This is a genomic window from Stenotrophomonas genospecies 3 (assembly GCF_054473855.1).
Genome location: NZ_JBTMUR010000036.1, coordinates 1 through 1,578, shown reverse-complemented (window position 1 = coordinate 1,578; position 1,578 = coordinate 1). Strand labels below are relative to the sequence as shown.

Sequence of the window (1,578 nt, the reverse complement as noted above, 5' to 3'; positions counted from 1 at the left end):
ACTGCGCCTGATTGTTGATTTCATTGAACATTCCTTTTCCAGAGGGAAAAGGTGTCAACCCAATTCAGGACGGGTCAGAAGAACGAAAAAGGGCGCCACGAAGGGCGCCCTTTGTCGTCTACGGCATGTTTCGGCTCAGCGCTGCTGGATCTTCGACAGCAGGCGCAGGAATTCAACATACAGCCAGACCAGGGTCACCATCAGGCCGAATGCGCCATACCACTCCATGTACTTCGGTGCACGCTGGGCGACACCGGTTTCGATGAAGTCGAAATCCAGCACCAGGTTCAGCGCGGCCACGACCACCACGAACAGGCTGAAAGCAATGCCCAGCCAGCCGGAGTCGTGGATCACCGGCACGTCGATGTTGAAGAAGCCCAGCACGAACGAGGCGAGGTAGAGCAGGGCGATGCCGCCAGTGGCGGCGACCACGCCCATCTTGAAGTTCTCGGTGGCCTTGATCAGGCCGCTGCGGTACGCGAACAGCAGCGCGAACAGGGTGCCAAAGGTCAGCAGCACCGCCTGGAACACGATGCCCGGGAACTTGGCGTTGAACACGGCCGAGATGGCGCCCAGGAACAGGCCTTCCACCAGCGCGTACATCGGTGCGGTGACCGGCGACCACTCCTTCTTGAACACGGTGATCAGCGCCAGCACCAGGCCGCCGATGGCGCCGCCCATGGCATACAGCTTGGCTCCAGCCATGACCTGGCCGTAGTCATCGATGGTCTGGTTCCAGGCGAAAGCGGCCGTCAGTACGGTCAACAGCAGCAGGAAACCGGTCTTGTTGACGGTGCCGTTGAGGGTCATGGCCTGGTCGGGGCTGGTCACCACCGAGCCACTGGCGAGGTCGAGGAAGGTGGACTCGGAAAGAGCCGGGTTGCCGCTGCGCATACGCGTTCTCCGTGCGAATGAGGGTCAGGACGGCCATCCGGCCGATGGGCGTGAGCATAGCCGATGACTGCTTTCGGCGTTGTGGCAGGTGCCGGATCTACGCATCCTGCGTTGACAGTTCCCAATGCGCTTGGCGACAATGACCAGCTCCCCGGGCATGGCCCGAGGGGATTGCAAGACCGGGGTATAGCGCAGTCTGGTAGCGCGCCTGCTTTGGGAGCAGGATGTCGGGGGTTCGAATCCCTCTACCCCGACCAATCCCACATCACGTCGGATTGGACACCGTTCCGGTTCGGGCGCCCGTAGCTCAACTGGATAGAGCACCGGCCTTCTAAGCCGGCGGTTACAGGTTCGATTCCTGTCGGGCGCGCCATTGGAATCAATGGTTTAAGTGCTCACATCCGTGAACATTGGTTCCCATTCGATGGCTGCACGACCCTGGGTGGCGAGCATTCCACCTTCCTCTTTTCCGATGAAAGATGCCCTTTGTATGGGGTGCAGTCGCACGACGTGATGTCATTCCGGTTGCGGTTGACCGGCGTCTGACGTCGATCGGCTCACTCCGCAGGTGCTTGAGCAGCGCCGCCTGGGATGGGGCAATGCACCCGGTGACTCGTCCTGCCATAGGTTGACACCGATGGGTGGATGGTCCGGCCGCCGTCAGGCGGCCAAAGACGCCCGATG

Annotated in this window: 1 protein-coding gene and 2 tRNA genes; 2 read left to right on the top strand and 1 reads right to left on the bottom strand. The window is 61.2% G+C overall.

Annotated elements, in window-relative coordinates; all coding sequences use genetic code 11:
* Positions 1 to 135: 135 nt before the first annotated feature.
* Positions 136 to 894, bottom strand: a complete 759-nt coding sequence (locus ACX9OT_RS21805; RefSeq protein WP_049461430.1) for a Bax inhibitor-1/YccA family protein — start codon at positions 892 to 894, stop codon at positions 136 to 138.
* Positions 895 to 1,074: 180 nt separating this feature from the next.
* Between ACX9OT_RS21805 and ACX9OT_RS21800 the strand changes: the two genes are divergently transcribed.
* Positions 1,075 to 1,151: transfer RNA gene (locus tag ACX9OT_RS21800), tRNA-Pro, on the top strand.
* A 39-nt stretch (positions 1,152 to 1,190) separates the two neighbouring features.
* Positions 1,191 to 1,267: transfer RNA gene (locus ACX9OT_RS21795), tRNA-Arg, on the top strand.
* The last annotated feature ends 311 nt before the right edge of the window (positions 1,268 to 1,578 follow it).

What these genes read in the sequence shown, in the direction of transcription:
- ACX9OT_RS21805 (WP_049461430.1), bottom strand. Translation starts at nt 894, where the DNA reads ATGCGCAGCGGCAACCCGGCTCTTTCCGAGTCCACCTTCCTCGACCTC.